Origin of the sequence: Pedobacter sp. SG908 (assembly GCF_011759615.1) — a bacterium.
Classification (GTDB): domain Bacteria; phylum Bacteroidota; class Bacteroidia; order Sphingobacteriales; family Sphingobacteriaceae; genus Pedobacter; species Pedobacter riviphilus.
On record NZ_JAAOYY010000001.1, the window covers coordinates 2,875,231 to 2,895,447 of the forward strand.

Here is a 20,217-nt window from a genome sequence, read left to right on the forward strand (position 1 = left end):
TGATCAGCGGGAGAAATGGCAATATGCTAACCATCTCCCGCTCATTTAATGCTAACGCAAATTATTATGGAAACATTTATTGGATTGGCAAATTCTGTATAACCTGTAAAAAAAAGCAAGTGATTAAGGTTTAGTAGTAATCTGGATAAATTGCCTGTTTTGATCCATTTTGAGGCCCATAATCATATTCGGATTAAGCTTTTCCAACTCTGCTTTGCTTACCTTTTTCCCGTTTAAATAATAACCGGTATTGGTAACCGACGGTTCATTTACTTCTGGCTTGTCTTTTCCATCCCCACCAGTTCCTTTTGTATTGAAGGTAGATTGCATGACAAAAACAGCGGTTATCCTTTTCCCTTTGCCGTCAGTCAAATTTCCAAAATCCTTATTTACCTGATCGGCCAGGATAGCCTGTTCAATTTTCTCATTGGTAGGTACCGAATCAGTAAAGCTAAAATGTTTAACAAAGGTTCTTTTACTTAGCTTGCCATCTGTTTTAAAATCGAATTTAACATTGCCAACCATTTTTTTCATCACCTCACCAATCTGGTGCTGTACCGAATCTCCTTCCTTTCCGATCATTTTAAAAACAAAAGTCAGCTTGTTGGCCGTATCTATTTTTTTAATCAATGGTAAAACGGCCCTTCTCTTATTCCTTATTTTTGTACTTGTTTTGGCCGGTACAATAGATTCGGCCTCCTTATGCGGCATAACATTAACCACCATTTTACTAAGGGGAACCAAACTTTTCTGCATTGCTTTTTTATCGATGGTAAAAGCGAGTGTGATGCAAAGCAATACAGGTAGCACAAATAAATACCGGGTTAGGTTTACTTTCGAAGAACGTTTCGCATTCATCATTTTAATCCGTTTTTTAAGATCAGAGAGATTAAAATTATTTACGATAGCAACAGATGGCTGTAATGTCCCTACATCTAACAAACTGTACTGATAAGCTTTTTTATCGATACCTTTCTTCAAAATTTTCGCATCGGTAATAAATTCAATGTTCTCCCTTACCGCTTTTTTCATTAACCAAACTCCTGGATTAAACCAGTAAAAAACCACACAGATCTCAGCCAAAATAATATCTAAAGTATGCCATTCTTCTACATGTACACGTTCATGCTCAAGAATATTATCCAAATCCTGTTTTTTATGTAAACGCGGATTGATATAAATGGTCTGCCAAAAGCTAAATGGACTTACTTCATCATTTAAAATCCGTACCTTATAATCATTTAGCTGATCCGGTGAAGATTTTTGATGCATCTTGTAAAGTGAAAAAAACTGCACCAACAATCTCATGGCCATTAATACAACACCAACATAAAAAAGTACGGTTAAACCTTGCCAAAATATCGAAACGGCATCTTGTTGCACCAATTTACTTACCTGTTGATTAAATTGTGGAACGAAGGCAGGCATGGCTTTTTGAGCAGTAAAAAAATCGGTGAGATTAATAAATGGATAAGCTGAAGAAAAGACGATCCCAAACAACAGAAATACCCTGTTGATGGAGTAGAAAGTTAGTCTCCGCAATACCAGGTAATAGGCTGCCGAAAACAAGACCAGTACCAGATTAATTTTGAATAAGATGATAAAGAAATGTGGCATGGCATTTACTTTTCAGGGTTCTCTATTAAACTTATAATCTCTTTAAGTTCCTCCGCACTTATTTTTTTATCCTTAGCAAAAAAAGCAACTAACTCTTTATAAGAACTTTGGAAATAATTATTCACAAAACCGCTCATAAAGCGCTTTTTATATTCTACCTCTTTCACTTTTGCACTATAGCGGTTGGCATTGGCAAAACGTTCGCTCATCAGGTAGCCTTTACGTTCTAAATTCTTGATGGTTGATGCCAGTGTAGTATATGGTGGTTTCGGATCGGGAAGTACATCCATAAAATCTTTGATAAACCCCTTACCTATCTGCCAAACAGCCAGCATGGCTTCCTCTTCCTGTAATGTTAATTTTTCCATTATTACGAATATATCGTAAATATACGAAAATATCCTAAAATAAAACTATTACAAAAAAAGTCGTCATCTCCACTGAAATGCAGCGAAATGACGACCTTGTGTATTGTATTTTCCTTCCTTGACTCAAGACTACAGACCGAGGACTCAGGAATTCGGACTAACCTACTTCCCGCTTCTTTTTTCAGCTTGTAATAAAGTTTCCTGAATGATTTTTCTCATTTGTACTGCAGCATCCAGTAGTTTTGGATTGCCATCAAAGTCGCCATAAATGATTACATGTTTTGATTTTTTTTTATAATTGAAAGTAATATCGTAACGCGGTACTAACCTTGATTTATCACTTTTTTTACCAATGGTATCCGGAAAATTCCAAAGGCCAATTTCATTTGCTTTTCTGTGCATGTATAACACATCATTGCTCGTTAAAAAGAACTTTTTGTTAACCACTGAATCCTTATTATTTACGTACCTGTAAACACCAGTTTTTGAATCATATGTGTTTTCCAAAGTATCTTTTAAGCCATAGCTATACTGCATTGACACAAAATCGTCCTTACGGAAAGGCGCATTCTGTATAATTGGCTTGTAATAGATATAACAATAAATGATCATCGGAACGATAATAGTAATGGCTAAGAATATTTTTTTTCCCCTGCTTGACACTTTTTATATTAATTAATTATTGAATGAATGAATTACTGAATTATTTAATGACCAGTATTTTGAATGATTGCATGTTTTTGACTCAAGACCCCAAACTTTAAGCCTCCGAACTCTCTTTAAGCTCTCCTTCCCACTTACTTACTACTGCTGTAGCAATGCTATTTCCAACAACATTAGTTGCAGAACGGCCCATATCCAATAAAGGATCAATACCAATTAACAAAGCTAGCCCTGCTTCCGGAATATTAAAGCTCGCGATAGTGCCAGCAATTACCACTAATGATGCTCTCGGTACACCTGCAATTCCTTTGCTGGTTAACATGAGGATTAAAAGCATAGAAATTTGCTGTTCGAAACTTAAATGAATGCCATAGGCCTGTGCAATAAATAAGGAAGCAAAAGTCATGTACATCATCGAACCATCTAGGTTAAACGAGTAACCCAATGGCAGCACAAAGCTTACAATTTTATCTTTACAACCAAAACGTTCTAACAACAGCATGGTTTTAGGGTAAGCAGCTTCGCTACTGGCTGTACTAAAAGCCAATACTGCCGGCTCTTTCATATCGTTTACCAAACGGAAGATACGTTTTTTCAGTACCAGGAAGCCAAGGAATATCAATAATCCCCAAAGAATGGCTAACCCAAAGTAAAACTCACCGATAAAAATGGCATAAGTATTTAACACACTTAAGCCTTGTTTGGCAATAATAGCCGTCATGGCGCCAAAAACAGCTAGCGGTGCAAAGTTCATTACATAGCCTGTCATTTTTAAGATGACGTGTGCAATGGCATCAAAAGCTTTAATCACAATCTGCCCTAAATCGCCGATTGCTGCTGTAGCCACCCCAAAGAATAATGAGAAAACTACAATTTGAAGAATTTCGTTATCCGCCATCGACTCTACAATACTCTTTGGGAATACGTGCGCAATAAAATCTTTTACACTCATGGCTGCCTTTTGTATCCCCGTATCAACCAAATGATCAGGCAGCGATAATTTCATGTGTTTTCCGGGCTCAAATAAATTCACCAAAATCATTCCCAGTACAAGCGACATTAGCGACATGGTTAAAAACCAGCCCAGCGTTTTACCGCCAATACGGCCCACTGCTTTAATATCGCCTACTTTAGCAACACCAACAACCAGGGTAGTAAATACCAATGGTGCAACAATCATTTTAATCAGGCGTAGAAAAATATCACTCAACAAGGTAAAAAATTCCAGTTTTTTCTCTCTTATCCCCTCGTTTTCTTTTTTGATTTTAGCGGCAGCTTTTTTGTCAGCCTTGAGTTGTGCATAAACCGCACTGGTCGTATCGGTCGATTTTGCAATATTTACTTCTATACTTTTAACCTTTGCGTCAGCATTAAGGATATTCTGGTTGTAAACGTTAATGGAATTTACATTTAAAATATAGCCCAGTGCAATTCCTGCAATCAGCGCTATAAAAATAAAAAGCGTGAGTTTGTTTTTCTTCATGAATATAAAAAGTTTGTGGCAACTTAATTTGGTAAAACTACGATATTTACAGCGTGTAACAAATTTTGATAATAGGAGAGATCAAAAAATGCATCAATGCTGGCGAGTAGAACCACTCGGCAAAGAAGAAAAAAATTAACCAGAGATAGAAAGGATGCGCAGAGATATGAAAATCAGTGCTTATCTGTGCACATCTGTGGTTAAGAACTTTTAACTCAATGACATTAAAAAATATATTATTTTTGATTCCTGCTGTAACAAAAAACGTACATCACCATCTAAAACGCAACTATAAACCCCTAAATGGAACAAAAAGACAAGTTATTTAAAGAGATCTTCGATTCAAATTCCAAAAAGATATTCCATTTATGTTATGGTTATACTGGCGATACCGACGCTGCAAATGATCTTTTACAAGAAACTTTTTTAAAGGTTTGGCAAAATCTGGATAAGTTCAGGAACAAATCTTTAATTTCTACCTGGATTTATAGAATTGCAGTAAACACCTGTTTAACCTATTTGAGATCAGAAAAAAGACAGGCAAAAGATGAATTAACCGATAACATTATAGAAAATAAGGTAGAAGAGTTTTCAGAGAAAAATGAACAGGTTGCTCTACTCTATAAATGTATATCGAAGCTCGAAGAGAATGACCGTTTGATTATTACGATGGTACTTGATGAGTTACCATACCACGAAATTGCCGATATATCAGGAATAAGCGAGGGCAATTTAAGGGTAAAAATTCACCGAATTAAACAAAAATTAACAGAATTATATAGCCAGTATGCAAGCGTTTGATCAAATACAGGAGTTGTGGCAAAAGCACGAGGTAGAAGTTAAAGTTTCTGCTGATGAGATGTTGCAGCAAGCGAAGAAAGAAGTAAATGGATTAAAGCTAAAATCTGCTTTAAATATTTTTGGAATGCTGGCATCTTTTATTGCCATTGCCGCACTGTGGATATTTATGCATTTCGAATCATGGACAACCCATGTTGGTATCAGCATTACCATTGTTGCCATTGGTGTATATACGCTTATCCTATATCGCGATCACCGTTTGATTGCGAAAAATGATGCTACCGCTCATCCACACGAATACCTGAACAACTTAAAAACATATCAATTAAACCGTTTCAAACTATACAATTCTTTATATTGGTTTTACGCCATTGCACTATCACTCGGAATTATATTTTATTTTATCGAAATTTTAACCTATTTGAGTATGCCGCAAAAAGTAGCCGCAATTGTGTTAACTTTTTCATGGATACTATTCTGCTCAACAATATTGCGAAAGGCTGTAATGAGTAGAGAAAAAGAACGGATAGCTTTATTAATTGAGAAATTTGAGCGCATTAGCGGACAGATTTCTGTTACAGAGTAATTTTAGGCACGGTTTTTTCGTTGTAAAATTCAACACACAAAATCCTGATGATCGTGGTGCGACATCGTTGAAAAAAAAATTACGACCTTGAAAAAACTGATTATACCGATATTATTACTATTAACCCTGCCCTTTTCATTTGCCTTTAAACAAGATTTAACCCAACCGGTTCAGCTGAATTGGGAAACACACTTTAAAGGTAAAGCTGATATGCGCTCGCCCTTTTTTGCTTTAACTGCCATGACCTGGAAGTATAGTTACGAAAGTACCGTTTACCGTAACCGTGTTGTTATTAAGCTTAAAAATGATGTGAGTATAGATAAAACCAGATCGTGGGTAAAGTGGGATAAAATTAAAGACCCCGAAATTAGGGCCAGTCTTTTACATCACGAACAGGGGCATGCCGATATTCAATATATTTTACTTTTAGAAGCCGAAAGGGTGTTGAAGAACAGAAACTACGCTGTAAATAACTATAAAGCTCAAATATCTGAGCTCGCCAATCAGATCAGTAGTTATTTTGATACTATGCAACGTAATTATGATGAAGAAACCGAGCATGGCAGTAATCATAAAATGCAGGCCCGATGGGATGAGATTATCCAGGATAAGATTGAAGAATCGAGGGCTGCTATGGCCGAATTACAAAAATAGTTTTGGAATAAAGACAATAAAACCAACCGTTACCGCCAGGAACGCAGCCACCAAAACCGCAGCAGCAGCCAAATCTTTTACCACTTTAATTTTGGGATGATGTGCCGGTGAAACTACATCAGCCAGTTTTTCAATAGCAGAGTTTAATATTTCGGCTACAAAAACAGCAGAAATAACAGATAGAATAGCAATCCACTCCAAATCGGAGATCTTGAGGTAAAAAGATAGGCCAATGGCCACGATGGCTGCAAACAAATGAACTCTTCCGTTATGATCGTTAACAAAAAACAGTTTTAGCCCGTTAAAAGCAAATTTAAAGCTTTTAATGCGATCGATAATTGAAAATTTTTGGTTGTTCATTGTTTATTAAATTTACCCTTTTGGCAATAAAGATGCTGAAACGGGTCGGCATAACGACCGTCGAAGTGGATATAACTAAAATATGTTATCCTGAATTCATTTCAGGATCTCTTGATACAGAGATAGCTGCTGAAACAAGTTCAGCATGATGCTTTGTATGCTGTACGCCCTATCCTTTTTATCCTAAACCTTTTGCCCTACTCCTTACCTCTACCTTTCCCCTCCTCAGACTTCACCTCAGTCGTAGAAAAACTATTTCCGCTTAATTTATATTGATAGGTCTTAGTAATCGTTTTAGTACTATCTGTGCTATCCTTTACCGGGAAAGAACGGAATAGGTCTCCATTTTTAATAAAAAAATTATCGTTACCAGTATAACCTTTCTTTTGATTGGCGCTTAAAGAAGGAAAGCTGATTTTATTGAAATTGCCGCCTGCATATTCAAAAACATTTAAATCTGAAACTGTTTTTTTGCTTAAGAGCTGAATATAAAATTCAGGATTTCCATCATTGTCTAAATCCATATTCCAGGCATCGATCAAAATACCTTTACGATCTATGGCAGCAGACCTGTAATTATTACGAACCGAATCAGACATTAAAATCTGATATCCCCCTATAGAATCTACCCCTTTTCCCCAGCTCACAATTTCGAAATTTAATCCTGGTTTTACTTCTATATCCTTATAAAAATGAAAAGGATTCTTTTGAACTTTTGTAGCTTCCGTCTTAACTTCTTTCGGTTTTTCTTCTTTGCATGCAAAACAAAACAGCATCCCTGTTATTAACAAAAGATGCTGTAATGTATATTTCGGTAGTTTCATTCTATTTGGGGACGTTTTGGTTGCCCCAAATTAAGTATTTTAGCTTTTTAAAGCAACAATTTATTTCTTTGCATCTGCTTTAACTTCGGGTGCTCCGTTATTTAAAACGGTTTCTGCGACTACACTTCTTCTACCACTTGGTGCAACAACAACTGTTTTTAATACTCTTTTTTCGCCTTGCGGTACGGTAATTTTAAATGGCGAGGTGTACAAAAATGCATTTTCTGATGGACGTGACAAATCAATAGAATAATAAATTTTAGCTCCGGCAACAGGCGCTTTTAAATCAATTGTAAATTCTCCTCCAGTTAAAGGTTTATCGCTCTGCCCAATTGGTGTAGGTACCCAGAAATTAACATTCATTTTATCTAAACGGGCCAAATGTACAGGTAAACGCTGCTCGGAAAAGTTTTTCAAATCTTTACGCTCAACCGGCGACCATGCGATTTCGGCTAAGGCCAATAAACGTGGGAAAGCATGATTTTCTGCTTTTGCTGTGGTTTTAATATACTCAGACCACATATTTGCCTGTACACCTTTAATGTATTTTCGCTCATCAGCGGTTAATACTTTCGGAATCGGATCGTAAGCATAAATCTTTTGATAAGGAGCGAATCCACCAATGGTTACCGGCTCATCAGGAGAATTAGACTGTTTATGGTCGATATATAAGCCCATAGAACCTGGCGTCATAATTACATCGTGTTTTTGTTGTGCAGCAGCGATTCCACCATCTTCACCCCTCCAACTCATTACTGTTGCATTTGGGGCCAAACCACCTTCCAAAATCTCGTCCCAGCCTATAATCGATCGTCCTTTTGCATTAACATGTTTTTCTATGGTCTGGATGAAATAACTCTGCAATTCATGCTCATCTTTCAAACCTTTTTCTTTCATCAGGTTTTGGCAAAAGGTAGATTCCTTCCAATAGGTTTTAGGTGCCTCATCGCCACCGATATGGATGTATTTTGAAGGGAAAATAGCAATCACTTCATCTAACACATTTTCTAAGAAAGTAAAAGTATTTGCTGATGGTACAAAAATATCATCAAAAACACCCCAGGTTTGTTGTACCTGTTTACCTTTCCTGCTACCTGCCCATGGTGTTTTATCGCTGATAAAGGTATCACGGTCAGGGAAACAGCTTAACTCTGGATACGAGGCAATTGCTGCAGAAGCGTGGCCTGGCAATTCGATTTCGGGTATTACCGTAATGTATTTAGCAGCGGCATATTTAACAATGTCTTTGGCTTCTTCTTGTGTATAATAACCTTTAACCGGTGTAAGGTAATTGCCATTGCCTGGATAATTGCCAATAATTGTCCCGTTACGGGAAGAACCGATTTCAATTAGTTTTGGATATTTTTTAATCTCCAATCTCCAGCCCTGATCATCAGTTAAATGCCAATGGAAAGTATTAATTTTATAATAAGCCAGCTGATCGATGTATTTTTTGATAAAAGAAATCGGGAAGAAATGACGGCCTACATCCAACATCGTTCCCCTGTAAGCAAAACGCGGATAATCGTTAATATCAACGGCTGGGATAGTAATTTTATCAGCAACTTTATCAGGCATCATTTGCATTGCCGATTGAACGGCATAAAACAGACCTGCACCTTTTCCGGTTAAAACAATTTGTTTCGGGGTAACTTTAATGGTATAACCTTCTGCAGGCAATTGATCTGCACCAACAGATGTTAAAACAATTGCTTTTTGGTTAGGTTGGGTAATTTTAGTTTCACGTAAGGCAAAACCTGCCTTGGTAACGATAAAAGCGTTTAATAAATCGGTCATCTTTGCGCCGTCGATGCTTTGATTTACTAAAACTGTGGTTTTATCTAAAATGAAATTTCCGTTTGCCCTGGTAATGGCTACAGGTGCAGGTATGATACCCAGATTAGGATCACTCTGCGCAAATGCACTCGTGCTGATTAATACTCCAATAAAAATCGATAATGCTTTGTTCATGTTGTGTTTTGGTTTTTATAGATTTATTTTGATTATTTGAACCAAGATAGAGATTATGGATACATTACAAATCCCACATTTTTGTTACAATATGGATCAAACGTTTGATTTCAGCGATTTTCATCATAAATCGATTTATTAACTAATGAATTATGCTATTCAAACCCTCAATAGTAGCAAAATTCTGCGTATGTAAACCTGATTGCAATGCAAAGCCCGGAGCGCAGCGAGGACTTGTAATGGAAAGCAGGACTGATAATAAAAAGAGCTGCTGCATTTACTTTCCAAAAAACATCAATCACAAAAAAGAGCCCCCTAGAACTTCTACTGACAGATCCCCCCATTGCACTGCATCGAGATGACGATTTTGTTTTAGCCAACTAATTTTTTCTGGAAAATCGGGTACAGTAGCATTTGGATTACGATAGTCCCGCCATCCGTTATAGTCCCGATGAAAAATCGGGAGCTGCCACTACTGTCGCGTTTAGGTGGCACAGCCGGTGGTACTATTTGGGTTTGCAAGGTGCAGAAAGATTAAATTAACTCAGTACCATCCAACCCTTAATAGTAGCAAAATTCTGCGTATTTAAACCTGATTGCAATGCAAAGCCCGGAGCGCAGCGAGGACTTGTAATGGAAAGCAGGACTGACAATAAAAAGAGCTGCTGCATTTGCTTTCCAAAAAACATCAATCACAAAAAAGAGAAATCATCTCTTAGAACTCCTACTGATAGCTATCGTATAGAGCGGACGGTTCTAACAAAAAAAGAGAAACCGTTGCTGATTTCTCTTCTTCAAAATATTTTAAAATTGTTTTTATGCCTCTACAGGATGTTCCTTAGCAGCCAAATACCTTTCTGCATCAAGTGCGGCCATACATCCAGAACCTGCAGCAGTAACTGCCTGACGGTAATACATATCCTGAACGTCGCCACAAGCAAAAACGCCTTCGATATTGGTTAAAGTAGAACCGGGTTTAGTAGCTAAATAACCTGTTTCATCCATATCTAACTGGCCTTTAAAGATATCAGTATTAGGCTTATGACCGATAGCTACGAAGAAACCTTCTACCGCGATATCAGACTCAACACCAGTTTTGTTATTTAAAACTTTAACTGCGGTTACATTTTTACCGTTACCTAAAATTTCTTGTGTTTCGGTATTGTAATGAACCACAATATTTGGTGTCGCCAATACACGGCTCACCATTGCTTTAGAAGCCCTGAACTCGTCTCTACGCACCAATAAGTGCACCGTTTTACAAAGTTTGGCTAAATAAGTTGCTTCTTCGGCAGCAGTATCTCCTGCGCCTACAATGGCTACATCCTGTCCTTTAAAGAAGAAACCATCACACACTGCACAGGCCGAAACACCAAAACCATTGTATTGTTGCTCACTTGGCAATCCTAGCCATTTAGCAGTAGCCCCAGTGGCAATAATTACGGTATCAGCTGTAATGGTCTTAATTTCGTCAACCACTACTTTATGTGGTGTTGAAGAGAAATCTACCGAACTTACATAACCAAAACGGATATCAGTACCAAAACGCTCTGCCTGCTTACGGAAATCTTCCATCATTTCTGGCCCCATAATTCCTTGTGGGTAGCCTGGAAAATTTTCTACATCTGTAGTTTGCGTAAGCTGCCCACCAGCTTGCATACCAGTATACATAATTGGTTTTAAATCGGCTCTGGCTGCGTAAATTGCAGCAGTATAACCCGCAGGACCTGAACCTATAATTAAACACTGAACGTGTTCGTTTTCTTGTGACATTATATTGTGTGTTTGAAATTCATTAATCGTAACGCAAATTTAATGCTTTAAATATTTGCTGGCAAGTGCACATTGTCAACATAGTTTACTTATTAACATCATAAGCCAAGCGAAAAGCACTGTTTTAGGTCAGATGTTTCCATCTGGCTCTGCCTATTACACATGCACAAAAAATTACTCCCCTTTATTTTCCCTAATCAACCGAATTACGTTACCTCCCAGAATTTTCCGAATATCTTGTTCGGAGTAACCATTTTTAATAAGTTCTTCTGTAATTTTAGGGTAATCGGCTACGCTATTTATTCCCAGGGGGAAAGATTCGGCACCATCAAAATCGGCACCCAAGCCTACATGATCAATGCCAATTAATTTTACTACATGATTGATGTGTTTAACCAGCAACGATACTGGCGGACGTGAAGTATCAGCATCAACCTGGTGGTTATAAATTAATGTATCTATTGCATTGCTCCTGCCATATTTGGCGCTCAATGTTTTAAGCTCGCTATCATATTTTGCGAAGAAAGCTTTCTGTTTAGTATTAAAAGTAGAATCTAAGAAACCACTGTAGAAATTAATACAGACTACCCCGTCGTTTTTGCCAACAGCTTTAATCTGATCATCTTTTAAATTTCGCGGAACGGGGTTTATTGTATAAGCACAGCTATGAGAAACAATTACAGGCTTGGTTGAAACTTTGATGGCATCATAAAATGTTCTTTCACCCACATGTGATAAATCGACCATTACACCTAGTTTATTCAACCGTTTTACAACCTCTTTTCCAAAATTATTTAAGCCTGCATTTCCAGGTTTTACTTTACCCGAAGTTTCTTCGGCTGCCGAACTCGACCATGATGTACTATTGTTCCAGGTTAAAGTAAGATAGGCCATTCCCCGCTTTGCTAAGCTATCGATATAATCTAACCGGTTTTCGATCATATGTCCACCCTCTACACCAATCAATGCAGCCAGTTTTTTTTGCTTAACCACTTGTTCTAATTCTTTAGCGCTTGTTACCAATTTAATTTTATCGGGATATCGTTTAATTAAATTATAAAGCGAATCTATTTCACGGTTAGCCACGGCATATCCACCGGTTTCATCGCACCAAATGGAGAAAAACTGAACATCCAAACCGCCTTGTCTGGCCCTCACTAAATCGAAATTTCCTTTTGGCTGAAGCTTACCAATATCAACACCAGATTTGATCTGATTGAAGAGTATATCTCCGTGGGTATCCACAACGATTGCATCTTGATGAATTTTAGAAATTTGGGCAAAAAGATTGATTTGTAAAACAACTAGGCCAAGAAAAAGGTAAATATTCTTCATACTTAAAGATAATATTAATTGTTTTTCAACACTAAAAAACAGGGCAACTTATGCTCAAAAACTAGGTGTACCGTATTATCGAGGTGATAAAATGTATATAGTTTTTAACTGTCAGATGCTACCATCTAACAGCACATTAGAGCTAAGTCTGTATCACACCAACATTAAACTTCCTGGTAATCGGCGATTGATTTGCGGCCTCAATACCCATCGAAATCACCTTCCTGGTTTCCAACGGATCGATAACACCATCTACCCAAAGGCGCGATGCAGCATAATAAGGTGTGGTTTGGCTATTATATTTATCAGTAATTTCTTTTAACAATTCAGCTTCTTTTTCTGATGTAATTACCTCGCCTTTGGCTTTTAAAGATGCCTCCTGAATTTGAAGCAGGGTTTTTGCAGCCTGCGAGCCACCCATTACCGCAATCTTTGCTGTTGGCCAGGCATAAATTAACCTGGGGTCGTAAGCTTTACCGCACATTGCATAATTGCCTGCACCATAAGAATTTCCCAATACTATTGTAAATTTTGGCACCACCGAATTAGCAACAGCATTAACCATTTTAGCACCATCTTTAATAATACCACCATGTTCTGATCGGCTGCCCACCATAAAACCGGTAACATCTTGTAAAAAAACCAATGGAATTTTCTTCTGGTTACAATTCATAATAAAACGGGCAGCTTTATCGGCGCTATCGGAATAAATTACACCGCCAAACTGCATCTCCCCTTTTTTCGATTTCACCACTGTGCGCTGGTTGGCCACAATGCCAACTGCCCAACCATCAATACGTGCTAAACCACAAACAATACTTTGTCCGTAACCCTTTTTGTATTCTTCAAATTCAGATTGATCAACCAAACGGTTAATGACATCCATAATTTCGTAAGGTTTATCTCTGTTTTCGGGTAAAATACCATATAATTCCTCTTCCTTTTCTTTAGGTTTAGCAGGTTTAATCCTATCGAAACCTGCATTTTGAGGACTACCCAGCATACTCATGATATTCCTGATACTATCTAAACAAGCCTGATCATTGGGATGCTTATAATCGGTAACACCAGAAATTTCGCAATGTGTAGTGGCACCACCTAAAGTTTCATTATCAACATCTTCCCCTATAGCCGATTTTACCAGATAAGAACCTGCTAAAAATACAGACCCGGTTTTATCAACAATCATTGCTTCATCGCTCATAATTGGCAAATAGGCACCTCCAGCGACACAAGCCCCCATTATGGCAGAAATTTGCACGATCCCTTCTGACGACATGATGGCATTATTACGGAACATTCTTCCAAAGTGTTCTTTATCTGGAAAAATCTCGTCCTGCATAGGCAAATATACGCCAGCACTATCAACCAGGTAAATTACAGGCAAGCGGTTTTCCATGGCAATTTCTTGTGCACGGAGGTTCTTTTTTGCGGTCATGGGGAACCAGGCTCCGGCTTTTACAGTGGCATCGTTCGCCACAATCATACATTGCCTCCCGCTTACATAACCTATACCGCACACCACTCCAGCCGAAGGACATCCGCCCTGCTCGGCGTACATTCCATCAGCAGTAAAGGCCCCAACCTCTAAAAAATTAGAATCTTTATCAATTAAATAAGCAATCCGCTCGCGGGCCAGCAGCTTGCCTTTTTCTTTTTGTTTGGCAGCGTTTTTTTCGCCACCACCCAAGTATATTTTTTTGAGTCTGGTTTTAAGTTCGTAAACCAGCTGTTTATTTACATCCTCGTTTTTGTTGAATTCGATATTCATAGTGGCAATTTAAATTTAATTTTAGAAAAACAATATTGACCAAAACGGTTTCTGGTCTATCGGTTAGTTTAACCGCAAAGCGAGCTAAGTTTTTTAACCATAAAGATCCTGAAAATAAATTCAGGATCACGATCGGTTATGTAATTTGTTGTGCACCCAACAGGCAAGATATCAACATAAAATGATATTTTTGGGTAAACCCTAAGAATGGAACTAACCATAAATATACCGGCATTATTATTTCCTGCCATCAGCTTAATTATGCTGGCTTATACCAACCGGTTTCTGGCACTGGCGAGTTTGGTGAGAAGTTTAAAGTCGAAATATGAAGATGGCGATAAAAATGCAGCACTTCATCAACAGATTGAAAACTTGCGTTACCGGTTAAGGTTAATTAAAAACATGCAGGCTTTTGGCGTACTCAGTTTCGCGAGCTGTCTTTTTTGTATGTTTTTTATTTACCTGGAATGGAATACGATTGCCGAAATTCTTTTCGCATTGAGTTTGATTTTCTTTATGATCTCCCTTATCCTCTCGTTGATTGAAATCCAGATCAGTACAAAAGCGCTGGAGCTGGAATTGAGCAGTTTAGAGGAACTCGATAATCCATCAATTGTAAGTAGGTTTAAAAAGAAATTTGATAAAAATTGATATGCAACTATCTGTTAATACACCAGAAGAATATTTAAGCAGCCTTCCTGAAGAAAGGAAAGCACCCGTTTCGAAATTGAGAGATACTATTTTAGAAAACCTGCCAGCTGGCTTCGAAGAACAGATTACCTATGGCATGCTGGGCTATATTATTCCTTTAACACTTTACCCTGCAGGTTATCACTGTAAACCAGAACAAGCTTTACCTTTTATCAATATTGGTTCGCAAAAGAATTTTATTGTTATGCACCATTTGGGTTTATATGCATTTACCGATTTATTGGAATGGTTTCAGGCTGAATATCCTAAACACTGTAAATACAAACTCGATATGGGAAAAGGTTGCGTCCGTTTTAAAAAGCCAGACGATATTCCGTATGCTTTAATTGCGGAGCTGTCCAGAAAAATTACGCCTGCACAATGGATTGAACAATATGAAAAAGTATATAAACGTAAAGGCTAATTTTGATAAACTACACCATCAATCTTCAGCTTTTTAAACTTTTCGGCCCAGCCTTTACCTTTTATGTATTTTACCTGCGATGGATGTCCTTTTAAATTTGGATGATAAATTGGATCAAACGAAAAAGTCATTTCAGTATCCGTTTTTTGAACCACAGTTACTTCATTATCATTTTCATCCTTTTCTCCTGTAGTGAAAAACTTATCGCCCATTTTTGCATTAAAATCAGCTCTTGTATAAGTTTTCAAAGGACTATCGGGATAGCCCTCAATCAATTTATTTTGCTCGTCGATCCTTAAATAAACTGTACTCACTGCATCGCCTCCTACCAATGAATAAAACTTATAAAAAAGCTTCTTATTAATCCGAACAGTATCCTGAATTTCGGTATAGGATTGAGCATTCATATACCATAAATTGCCAATCTGCATCGGCAAGAACGAATCAGCTGCTGCATGTTGTTCCTTATTGCTCTGGCAGTACAGCATAAACAGGCTCATTAAAACGATACTTAAGAATTTAAAGATTTTTATCATGAGCGCATTTGCTTTTTTCTAATTTAAACGTTAAAAACAAACAATCCGCTACATGGTAATAATTAGTTGATAAAATGATACAAGAAAACAACCTCACCACTAAATGCAGGCTTTTTCTGGTCTTCAATTTCCATTTCTATACCCATATTCACTTTAGTTACGCCGCGAAGATTAATGATAGAAGCCAGTTTAGCTTTCAACCTTACCTTACTATTTACCGTAACGGCCTGTGCAAACCTTAAACTTTCAATCCCATAATTGATCTCCATTTTTAAATTCTGGATATCAACTATTTCTTTCCATAAATAAGGGATTAACGATAAAGTTAAATAACCATGTGCTATGGTTGCTTTAAAAGGACCTTCATTTTGGGCTCTTTCTTCGTCAACATGAATCCATTGATGATCTAATGTAGCATCGGCGAATTTATTAATTTGTTCTTGTGTAATGGTGTGCCATGACGAAACACCTAATTCCTTGCCAAGGTATTGTTCAAACTCTGCGTGGGAGGTAATGATTTGCATTTGGTATATATATTTTTAGCGCCAAGCGTATGGCGGATTGATAATTTCTTAGTCTAACTTGGTGCTCGATACTTACTACTTGATACTTACGACTTGATACTTTTTCTAACTCAAATTTCTTTCTCTAAACCAAACCTCATCCGGAATAGCAGAAAAGTCATCCATTTTATCGATTAAAGTTTCAGCATTTGCTTCATTAAAAACTAAATCTCGATTGGCCGGTTTCAAAAATTTACTTTGCACCATCATATCCATTTGGGCAAACAAGGGATCGTAAAAACCATTTACATTTAATACACCGATTGGCTTGTTATGTAAACCGAGCTGCAACCAGGTTAATACTTCAAAAAATTCTTCAAGTGTACCGAAACCACCAGGCAAAATTACAAAACCATCACTTAAATCGGCCATTTTCTGTTTTCGCTGATGCATATTTTCGGTAACAAGCATTTCTGTTAAACCCCGATGACCTACTTCCTTATCCATTAAAAACTGAGGAATTACCCCCGTTACCAAACCACCCAAACCCAATACATCGTTAGCTAAAACGCCCATTACACCAACGCTTCCCCCTCCATAAACCAATCTGATCTGCTGTTTTACAAGCGTTTCTGCTAATTGCTTTATTGCATTGCGTAGCGCTACATCGCCATTAAAGTTTGAGCCGCAATACACGCAAACCGAATTAAGCTTATTCATTTAGTTAAAAATTTACCGAAGTTAAGATTTTATCGGCTTTCTATAAATTTTAATTCTGCACAAAGCTGTTACAGGTGTATTTTCTGAAGTTTAAACCACCAAAAACAATGGCTTATTTTAATTTTTCATTCCAGCCCCATACCTCCTGGTCACAGAGAAAATTAATTCCTAGTATTTTTGGTCCTTACAAGAACCACTGGCAAATGTAAAATAGACCTGATGGAAGTGGACACGAAGCCAATTCTTCATTGGCGAAGTAAAACACACAGCAGGACTACATCACCGAAAAGCACAGAAGCCCGCTCTCCCTAAAACAAAAAAGGAGCAGCATTAACGCCACTCCTTTTAACCAAATATAAGAGAAAAGATTTTTTTGTTAAATGATCTTAGAAAGCATAGCGGATTGTGGCCCCATAAGTTCTTGGATCGCCAAGTACACCTGCATATAAACCAGAGTTGCCTGCTGCAGCCTGTAATTGCTCATAGTAATTTTTGTTTGCAATATTTCTGCTCCAAACAAATAAAGAGAACTTATCCGATTTGAAACCTAACCTTGCATTAAATAAAGCATAACCTTTAACATTCAGTACGCTTGATGGTGTAGGATTTGAAGAGTACTCTGAACGATAACTGGCATCACCAGCGATGAAATACCTACCCGTTCTAGTTGCTAAATTACCTGCCGTACTAAGTTCCGAACCGCCAGAAATATTCCATTTCGAAATACCTGGTAATCTACCTCCCGAAGCATCTTTAAATGCCACTTGGGTAGCAACGCCATTTACCAATTCGGTATGCCCGGTTTCTTCTAAGGGAAGAGGAGCATTTGTAAATTTCACATATTTGCCATCTAGATAAGCCAAAGCAGCATTTAAAGTTAAAAATCTCTCCAGCTGGTAAGTACCGTCTATTTCTAATCCTTTTACCCTTACTTTTTCAGCATTTGCCAGATAACCTCTATTTACGCCTAGTTGTGGCGATTGCACATTGGTCTGGTAATCTTTAATATCAGTATTAAATGCACTAATATTTACAATAGCCCCTTTAAACGGCTTTGTTTTAGCCCCTAATTCATAGTGTTGCACATATTCCGGTTTAACAACAGCTACTGATAAATCGGCTGCTCCGGTTGAGGTAGTTGGCAAACCACCTACGTTAACACCCACCGGTTTGTAAGCGGTAGAAAAAGTTCCATAAACATTTAAGTTATGGGTTGGACGGTAAGATAAGGTAAAGTTACCCGACAAATTGTTATTATCTACCTTTGTTGTAAACTGCTGATTTGCATATACTGCTGCTTTAAGCGCCAATAATGCTGCATCATTAGTTTGTAAACCACCGTAAGTAACCCTATCATAATCAACATCTTTTTTATCATATGTATACCTTAAACCTGGCAATACATGCAGATTTTTTAAAACTTCCCAATCAACCTGTGCAAAAACAGCAGCACTTAACGATTTGATGGTAGAGTTGGTTTTAATACCAAAACCATCCAATAAACCTGGTGTTGAATATAAAGCCTGATTTCCGGTATTGCTGGTCTGTACAAATCTCCACTGATCTTTACCTACTTCTTCTGTTTGTGACAAACCTTTTAAATTCTGACCCAAGAAATAAACACCGATTACGCCACTTAATTTGTCGGTAATATTACCCGCGTATCTTACTTCCTGCGAGTATTGATCGTGACGTGAAGTACCCTGCGATTTGGTTAGCGCTGCTAATTCTGAGAAATCCCGATCGTTTGTAGGATCCCAGTTCCAGAATCTCCAGGCGGTGGTTGAAGTAAGTGTTCCATTGCCGATTTTGTAATCTACATTTAATGATATACCACCGATTGATTGGTTGTGTCTCCAAGGGGTATTGGTATTGATTTCTCTTGAAAAAGGATCGATTTTAGGTTGTTGATAGCCTAAATCAGAAACAATTTTAGCATACTGGCGGTATGCACTTCTTTCGGTTGTGGTAACACCGGCAATTACCAATGGATAACCTGCCGGATGCTGAATGCTTACATCGCCACTTAACAATACCTGTAATTTCTCTGAAGGGGTATAATATAGCTGACCTTTAAAGCCCAGGTTGTTCTGTCCGCTGTATCTTCGTTCTTCTCTCGTATTCCAGATGGTACCATCGCGCTGTGTACCAGAAATTGAAATTTTTGCAGCAAGATCCTTAGCAAGTGCACCAGAAACTGAAGTTTTGGCCTGAATAAAATTATAATTCCCTGCGCTCAATTCTATTTTTGCACTAGGTGTTAAAGTTGGTTTACTTGTAGTGATGTTAAACGCACCTGCTGTTGTATTTTTACCAAATAAGGTACCTTGTGGACCACGTAAAATTTCGATCTGGTCGATATCAAGAAAATCGGTAGAGGTAGCAGCCGGGCGGGCATGATAAACACCATCTACATAAAAACCCACCCCAGGATCAATACCATCATTGGTTAAACCAAAAGTAGAGCCCAAACCCCTGATATTTAAAGTGGTATTTCTGGCATTCGATGCATATAATTGTACTGAAGGCACCAATTCTTTCAAACGGTTAACGTTAAAAGCACCTGCATTTTCTGCTGCACGGCCACCAATAACCGTAATTGGAATCGGCACATCCTGTAAAACCTCCGAGCGCCTTCTAGATGTTACCACAATCTCATCCAATAGTGCATTTTCTACCAAAACCAATTCTATTGGAGTATCCTGAAGTTTTAGTATCTGAAAATCCTGTGGTTTATAGCCTACCGAACTTACCTGTAAGTAAAATGGTGTTTCTTGTTTTACATTAATACTGAAGACACCTTTTTCATCGGCCACTACGGCTTGGTTTGTTCCCCTTACCTTTACGGTTGCATTAGGGATTGTAGTGCCATTGGTTGTTTTAATTACCCCAGTTACGGGACTTTGGGCAAAAGCAGAACCTGCCGCAAGTAAAAATGAAAAGAGAAAAAGTAAACTTTTGTTCATGATTAGTTATATAGTTTGTTTAAATGTTGTTGATTAATGACGCGTTCGAGAGTATCTGATTACTGTTTTAGAATGGCTACAACAACAATACAAGCGTGTTTTTTGGTTTGTTTTCATAATTATTATATAAATCCTATGGATTTAGTCGACAAATATATTAAAAAAATTTAGC

19 protein-coding genes are annotated in these 20,217 nt (G+C 37.7%); 5 read left to right on the forward strand and 14 right to left on the reverse strand.

What is annotated here, in order from left to right:
• Positions 1–123 precede the first annotated feature (123 nt).
• The 4 genes from FHT21_RS11695 to FHT21_RS11710 all read right to left on the reverse strand — a co-directional run bounded on the left by FHT21_RS11695 (position 124) and on the right by FHT21_RS11710 (position 4,131).
• Positions 124–1,617, reverse strand: a complete 1,494-nt coding sequence (locus tag FHT21_RS11695; protein ID WP_167294839.1) for a M56 family metallopeptidase — start codon at positions 1,615–1,617, stop codon at positions 124–126.
• 5 nt (positions 1,618–1,622) lie between these two features.
• Positions 1,623–1,985: a BlaI/MecI/CopY family transcriptional regulator gene (locus tag FHT21_RS11700; RefSeq protein WP_167294840.1), complete on the reverse strand. Its 363-nt coding sequence runs from the start codon at positions 1,983–1,985 to the stop codon at positions 1,623–1,625.
• Positions 1,986–2,147: 162 nt separating this feature from the next.
• The gene (locus tag FHT21_RS11705) at positions 2,148–2,648 is read right to left on the reverse strand and encodes a hypothetical protein (protein ID WP_167294841.1); all 501 of its coding nucleotides are present in this window, start codon (positions 2,646–2,648) and stop codon (positions 2,148–2,150) included.
• Positions 2,649–2,745: 97 nt separating this feature from the next.
• Positions 2,746–4,131: a dicarboxylate/amino acid:cation symporter gene (locus FHT21_RS11710; protein WP_167294842.1), complete on the reverse strand. Its 1,386-nt coding sequence runs from the start codon at positions 4,129–4,131 to the stop codon at positions 2,746–2,748.
• Positions 4,132–4,434: 303 nt separating this feature from the next.
• Between FHT21_RS11710 and FHT21_RS11715 the strand changes: the two genes are divergently transcribed.
• From FHT21_RS11715 to FHT21_RS11725, 3 genes are all read left to right on the forward strand, one after another.
• On the forward strand, positions 4,435–4,932 hold the full coding sequence (locus FHT21_RS11715) for an RNA polymerase sigma factor (protein ID WP_086546642.1): 498 nt from the start codon (positions 4,435–4,437) through the stop codon (positions 4,930–4,932).
• Positions 4,919–5,518: a hypothetical protein gene (locus FHT21_RS11720; RefSeq protein ID WP_167294843.1), complete on the forward strand. Its 600-nt coding sequence runs from the start codon at positions 4,919–4,921 to the stop codon at positions 5,516–5,518. Before FHT21_RS11715 ends, FHT21_RS11720 begins: the two co-directional genes overlap by 14 nt.
• Positions 5,519–5,605: 87 nt before the next feature.
• On the forward strand, positions 5,606–6,172 hold the full coding sequence (locus FHT21_RS11725; protein ID WP_167294844.1) for a DUF922 domain-containing protein: 567 nt from the start codon (positions 5,606–5,608) through the stop codon (positions 6,170–6,172).
• On the opposite strand, the gene FHT21_RS11730 is transcribed toward FHT21_RS11725, so the two are convergent.
• From FHT21_RS11730 to FHT21_RS11755, 6 genes are all read right to left on the reverse strand, one after another.
• On the reverse strand, positions 6,161–6,532 hold the full coding sequence (locus tag FHT21_RS11730) for a diacylglycerol kinase family protein (RefSeq protein WP_167294845.1): 372 nt from the start codon (positions 6,530–6,532) through the stop codon (positions 6,161–6,163). The genes FHT21_RS11725 and FHT21_RS11730 overlap by 12 nt on opposite strands.
• 197 nt (positions 6,533–6,729) lie before the next feature.
• Complete coding sequence (locus FHT21_RS11735; protein WP_167294846.1) at positions 6,730–7,356, reverse strand: hypothetical protein; 627 nt, start codon at positions 7,354–7,356, stop codon at positions 6,730–6,732.
• A gap of 60 nt (positions 7,357–7,416) precedes the next feature.
• Positions 7,417–9,327, reverse strand: a complete 1,911-nt coding sequence (locus FHT21_RS11740) for a family 20 glycosylhydrolase (protein ID WP_167294847.1) — start codon at positions 9,325–9,327, stop codon at positions 7,417–7,419.
• Between the two features lie 816 nt (positions 9,328–10,143).
• Positions 10,144–11,100, reverse strand: a complete 957-nt coding sequence (gene trxB / locus FHT21_RS11745) for a thioredoxin-disulfide reductase (protein ID WP_113951968.1) — start codon at positions 11,098–11,100, stop codon at positions 10,144–10,146.
• A gap of 174 nt (positions 11,101–11,274) precedes the next feature.
• Complete coding sequence (locus FHT21_RS11750; protein WP_167294848.1) at positions 11,275–12,435, reverse strand: dipeptidase; 1,161 nt, start codon at positions 12,433–12,435, stop codon at positions 11,275–11,277.
• A 142-nt stretch (positions 12,436–12,577) separates the two neighbouring features.
• Positions 12,578–14,206 (reverse strand): acyl-CoA carboxylase subunit beta, encoded by a 1,629-nt coding sequence (locus FHT21_RS11755; protein ID WP_167294849.1) that lies wholly within the window; start codon positions 14,204–14,206, stop codon positions 12,578–12,580.
• Positions 14,207–14,413: 207 nt separating this feature from the next.
• Here FHT21_RS11755 and FHT21_RS11760 point away from each other — a divergent pair, with 207 nt between their 5' ends.
• Together FHT21_RS11760 and FHT21_RS11765 are read left to right on the forward strand one after the other, a co-directional pair.
• Complete coding sequence (locus FHT21_RS11760) at positions 14,414–14,857, forward strand: DUF2721 domain-containing protein (RefSeq protein WP_167294850.1); 444 nt, start codon at positions 14,414–14,416, stop codon at positions 14,855–14,857.
• A gap of 1 nt (position 14,858) precedes the next feature.
• The gene (locus FHT21_RS11765; RefSeq protein WP_167294851.1) at positions 14,859–15,320 is read left to right on the forward strand and encodes a DUF1801 domain-containing protein; all 462 of its coding nucleotides are present in this window, start codon (positions 14,859–14,861) and stop codon (positions 15,318–15,320) included.
• Here the strand turns inward: FHT21_RS11765 and FHT21_RS11770 are convergent.
• From FHT21_RS11770 to FHT21_RS11785, 4 genes are all read right to left on the reverse strand, one after another.
• Positions 15,317–15,856: a hypothetical protein gene (locus tag FHT21_RS11770; protein ID WP_167294852.1), complete on the reverse strand. Its 540-nt coding sequence runs from the start codon at positions 15,854–15,856 to the stop codon at positions 15,317–15,319. The two genes, FHT21_RS11765 and FHT21_RS11770, sit on opposite strands and share 4 nt — an antisense overlap.
• Before the next feature lie 62 nt (positions 15,857–15,918).
• A complete protein-coding gene (locus tag FHT21_RS11775) occupies positions 15,919–16,380 on the reverse strand; it encodes a MaoC family dehydratase (protein ID WP_167294853.1) in 462 nt (153 codons plus the stop codon).
• 105 nt (positions 16,381–16,485) lie between these two features.
• Positions 16,486–17,079, reverse strand: a complete 594-nt coding sequence (locus FHT21_RS11780; RefSeq protein ID WP_167294854.1) for a TIGR00730 family Rossman fold protein — start codon at positions 17,077–17,079, stop codon at positions 16,486–16,488.
• A 386-nt stretch (positions 17,080–17,465) separates the two neighbouring features.
• Positions 17,466–20,045, reverse strand: coding sequence for a TonB-dependent receptor (locus tag FHT21_RS11785; protein ID WP_167294855.1), 2,580 nt, complete (start codon positions 20,043–20,045; stop codon positions 17,466–17,468).
• Positions 20,046–20,217 lie beyond the last annotated feature (172 nt).